The organism is Burkholderia sp. Ac-20384, from assembly GCF_017104605.1.
Lineage (GTDB): Bacteria > Pseudomonadota > Gammaproteobacteria > Burkholderiales > Burkholderiaceae > Burkholderia > Burkholderia lata.
Genome location: NZ_JAAGPE010000463.1, coordinates 1 through 4,747, shown reverse-complemented (window position 1 = coordinate 4,747; position 4,747 = coordinate 1). Strand labels below are relative to the sequence as shown.

Below are 4,747 nucleotides of genomic sequence, written 5' to 3'. Positions count from 1 at the left end.
CCGCGTCGTCGATGCGGGCATCGATGTCGGCCAGCGCCGCCGTGACCCCGTCGGGCTCGTTCAGGTCGAGCACGACCGTCGACGGCACCGTCAGCCCGCGCGCTGCCAGTGCCGCGCGGAACGCGGCCTCGCGCAGGCGCCGCGAGCTGACGCGCTCGAACGGCTGCACGACGAAATGGATCGCGTCGAAACCGTGTTCGACCAGGTGTGCGACGGCCGTCTCGATCGCGTCGGCGTTGTCGAGGCCGATCAGGTCGGCCTCGAAGCCTTCGACCGTCCGGTCGACGAGCACGGCCGGGATGCCGGCCCCGCGCAGCGGGCGCAGCACGTCCTCGTCAGCGCCGAGCGCGTTGACGATCAGCCCTTCGACGCGGTAGGTCGTGAGCAGTTGCAGGAAGCGGCGCTCCATCTCGACTTCGTTTGCCGCGTGACAGATCAGCGGCATGTAGCCGAGCGCATGGCATGCGGCCTCGACGCCCTGCAGCACTTCGACGGTATAGGGATTGGTCAGGTCGGCCGCGAGCATGCCGAGCAAGCGGTTGCGGCCGCGCTTGAGCCCGCGCGCCATCTGGTTCGGCCGGTAGTTGAGCCGTGCGATGGCCGCTTCGATCCGCTGGCGCAGATCGGTGGACAGCACGTGCGTCTCGCCGTTCAGGTAGCGCGATACGCTGGTTTTGCCCGTGCCGGCTTCGCGCGCGACATCGCTGATCGTCGCCGGACGCGTCGTGGTTGGTTGCGAATCGGTCACTGTGGTGCCTCGCGACGTACGATCCGCGCCGCTTCGTGAGCAGACGGACCTTTGTTGTTGGAAACGTAAGCCACCCGGTGGAATCTCCTGTCGACCCACGTTAGCGCTTTAGCGCTTACGTGGGTCCCATGCTTCGCGGTCGGTCAGCGTTGGCGCTTGAGCTTACGCCGATCCCCTGCTTCGCTGCTGATCGGCGCCGGCGCGTCGGCACCCGCCCCGGTTACCTGCAAAAGCAGTCGGCCGCACCGGACTGGCGCGGATACCCGTCGCAGGACGCCACCGGCAGCGTTGCCAGGCGCGTCGACGCGACGCGCGGGGATCATAACGCAGCCAGCCCTCCGGCACCAAGATCATCGCCTCTAACAGCGCCGGCGTCATCCCGGCCGGACGAATATGGCGGATCAGACCTGCGCGAGCGCTTCCGGGTTGACGAGATTCGTGCGCAGCGTGCCGGCCAGCGCGCCGACCAGGTTTTCCGCAGCGCAGCGCGCCATCGCATGGCGCGTCTCGTGCGTCGCCGAGCCGATATGCGGCAGCGCGACGACATTCTTCATCTGCAGCAGCGGCGAATCCGCCGCCAGCGGCTCCTTCTCGAACACGTCGAGCCCCGCGCCGCGGATCGTGCCCGCGCGCAGCGCATCGATCAGCGCGGCTTCGTCGACCACCGGCCCGCGCGATGCGTTGATCAGGATCGCGCCGCGCTTCATCTTCGCGAATTCGGCCGCACCGATCAGGTGGTGCGTTTCCGGCGACAGCGGCACCTGCAGGCACACGAAATCCGATTGCGCGAGCAGTTCGTCGAGCGTGACGCGCCGCGCGCCGTACTGCGTCTCGGCTTCCGCATGCGCGGAGCGGTTCGCGTACAGCACCTGCATCCGGAAGCCGAGCGCCGCCCGGCGCGCGACCGCGCCGCCGATCCGCCCGAGCCCGACGATGCCGAGCGTCTTGCCCTGCACGTCGGTGCCGTACAGGTCGGGGCCGATGCTGTGATGCCAGTGGCCGGCCTTCACCCACTCGGCCAGCTCGACCACGCGTCGCGCGGACGCGAGGATCAGCGAGAACACCGTATCGGCGGTCGACTCGGTCAGCACGTCCGGCGTATGGGCGAGCACGATCCGGCGCCGCGTGAGGTCCGCGACGTCGAAGTTGTCGTAGCCGACCGAGATCGTCGACCACGCCTTCAGCCGCGGGGCGCGGTCGAGCATCTGCGGCGTGACCTTCAGGCTCGCGCCGATCGCGCCGTCCGCGTCGCCGAGCGCATCGGCGAGGGCTGCTGCGCCGTCGGCCTGCACGACGTCCGCATGCTCGCGCAGGTACGCGAGGACGTCATCGGGCAGCGGCTTGTACGCGACGATACGGGGCTTCATCGGATTCATTTTCCTTGCAGCGGCGTCGCGAGCGGATGCGTATCGCGCGCCTGGGGTTTGACGGACAGCGTGAGGATCACCGCGGCGACGAGCGCGGCGCTCATGAATGCGTACGACGCGACGGGCGAGCCGGTCGCACCGTTCAGGTAGCCGACGAAGTACGAGCCGACGAACGAGCCGAGCGCGCCCATGCTGTTGATCAGTGCCATCGCACCGCCGGCGACGTTCTTCGGCAGCAGTTCCGGCACGATCGCGAAGAACGGGCCGTACGGCGCGTACATCGCGGCGCCAGCCACGACCAGCAGCGCATACGAGATCCAGAAGTGCGACGAGCCGAGTGCATACGATGCGGCGAACGCAGCCGCACCGATCAGCAGGAACGGCCACACGAAACCGCGGCGGGAACCGACCTTGTCGGACGCCCACGACGCGGCAATCATCGCGATCGTCGCCGCGAGATACGGCAGCGCGGACAGCCAGCCGGTCGCGACCATCCCGAGGTCGGAGCCGTTCTTGACGATCGACGGCAGCCACAACACGAAGCCGTACACGCCGATGCTCCAGCAGAAATACTGGGCGCACAGCTTGATCACGGCCGGCGAGCGGAACGCCTCGCCATAGTTGCGCACGGGCTTGATCGTGGCCTGCTCGGCCGCGAGCGCGGCGTCGAGGTCACGCTTTTCCTGCGCATTGAGCCACGGCGAATCGGCCGGCTTGTCCTGCACGAGGAACCACCAGCACACGGCCCAGAGCACGGCCGGCACGCCTTCGGCGATGAACATGTGGCGCCAGCCGAATTCGTGCACGAGATAGCCCGACACGATCGACATCCACAAAACGGTGACCGGGTTGCCGAGGATCAGGAACGTGTTCGCGCGCGAGCGCTCGTTCTTCGTGAACCAGTTGCTGATGTAGATCAGCATCGCCGGCATCACGGCCGCCTCGACGACGCCGAGCACGAAGCGGATCGCCATCAGCGACGGGATATTGCTGACCACGCCCGTGAGCGCCGCGCAGGCGCCCCACAGGATGAGGCTGACGAACACGAGCTTCTTCACGCTGCGGCGTTCCGCATAGATCGCGCCGGGAATCTGGAAGAAGAAGTAGCCGAGGAAGAACAGTGCGCCGATCAGCGACGACAGGCCCTTGCTGATCCCGAGGTCCTGGTTGATGCCGGCCGCGGCCGCGAACCCGTAGTTCGCGCGGTCGAGGTAGGCGAGGCTGTACGTGATGAAGACGATCGGCATGATCGTCCACCAGCGGCGGGCAGCGAGAGTATTGGCCATCAGAATGTCTCCGTGTCGACCAGAGTTAGCGCTTTAGCGCTTACTCTGGTCCCATGCTTCGCGGTCGATCCAGGTTAGCGCTTTAGCGCCTACCTGGATCCCATGCTTCGCGGTCGATCCAGGTCAGTGCTTTAGCACTCACCTGAACCCCATGCTCCACAATCGACCTGAACAAACGCGTCAGCGCCCGTCCCGGTCCCGTACCTTGCCGTGCGCATGCACGACGAAATGAGTCCGCGGATTGTGCCGTGTCCGGCCTCTCATTGCGCGGTGAAGGTTTCCTCTAAGCGATCGGCGCGATTGCTGACGTTTTCGCATCGATCGAGCGCGGCGCGGGTCGGCAGCCCTTCCGAGTCGCCGATCACCTGGATCGCGAGCGCGCCGATCCGGTTGCCGCGCGCCACCGCCTGCTCGATCGTCTTGCCCTCCAGCAGCGCGCTGACCACGCCGACCGCGAAGCCGTCGCCGGCGCCGACCGTGTCGACGACGTTCTGCACGCGCTCGCCCGTCACCGTTCCGTCATGGCCGTCGGCCGTCCGGTAGTACGCGCCTTCCGCACCGAGCTTGATCACGACACCGCGCGCGCCCTGCGCAAGATAGAAGCCCGCGATGTCGGCCGGTGTGTCGTGCCCGGTCAGTTGCCGCCCTTCGGCGATGCCCGGCAGCACCCAGTCCGCGAGCGACGCGATTGCGTTCAGCGTATTCGCCATCACGTCGGCGGACGGCCACAGCGTCGGGCGCAGGTTCGGGTCGAACGAGATCGTCTTGCCGGCCGCGCGCATTTCGCGTGCGAGCTTGAACGCAAGCTCGCACGACGTGGCGGAGATCGCCGGCGCGACGCCCGTCAGGTGCAAGTGACGCGCGCCGAGCACATAGTCAGCCACATAGTCGTCGCACGACAGGTGGCTCGCGGCCGAGCCCTTGCGGAAATATTCGACGGTCGGGTCGCTGCCGTCGTCGTTGCGCGACTTGAGCTGGAAGCCGGTCGGGTAACGCGGATCGACGGTCACGCACGATGCGTCGATGCCTTCGCGCGCCAGCGTGTCGAGCACGTAACCGCCGAACGAATCGCGGCCGACGCGGCTCATCCAGCCGACCCGGAAGCCGAGCCGCGACAGGCCGATCGCCACGTTCAGGTCGGCGCCCGCGATCCGCTTTGCAAATTGCGTCGCGTGCGCGAGATGGCCGGGCTCGGTCGCGACGAACATCGCCATCGCTTCGCCGTAAGTCACGACATCGAGTGCTGCTTTCATGAATGAACTCTCCAGGATCCTTCCGCCGTCACGCGGTGGCGAGCCACGCGACGCGTCGGCACGCATCGCCCGCCAGGTCGGCCGCGTCGAACA

The 4,747-nt window shown here is 67.4% G+C and carries 4 protein-coding genes; all 4 read right to left on the bottom strand.

Features of this window, described 5'->3' with window-relative positions; all coding sequences use genetic code 11:
- On the bottom strand, window positions 1-748 hold a 748-nt coding region (locus tag G3O00_RS39770), incomplete at its 3' end, for a LacI family DNA-binding transcriptional regulator (RefSeq protein WP_206146265.1).
- A 401-nt stretch (window positions 749-1,149) separates the two neighbouring features.
- Window positions 1,150-2,115, bottom strand: coding sequence for an NAD(P)-dependent oxidoreductase (locus G3O00_RS39765; protein WP_206146264.1), 966 nt, complete (start codon window positions 2,113-2,115; stop codon window positions 1,150-1,152).
- A 5-nt stretch (window positions 2,116-2,120) separates the two neighbouring features.
- Complete coding sequence (locus G3O00_RS39760; protein ID WP_089494927.1) at window positions 2,121-3,401, bottom strand: MFS transporter; 1,281 nt, start codon at window positions 3,399-3,401, stop codon at window positions 2,121-2,123.
- Between the two features lie 260 nt (window positions 3,402-3,661).
- Window positions 3,662-4,654 carry a sugar kinase gene (locus G3O00_RS39755; protein ID WP_206146263.1) on the bottom strand — a complete coding sequence of 331 codons (993 nt, stop codon included), beginning with the start codon at window positions 4,652-4,654 and terminating at the stop codon, window positions 3,662-3,664.
- Window positions 4,655-4,747 lie beyond the last annotated feature (93 nt).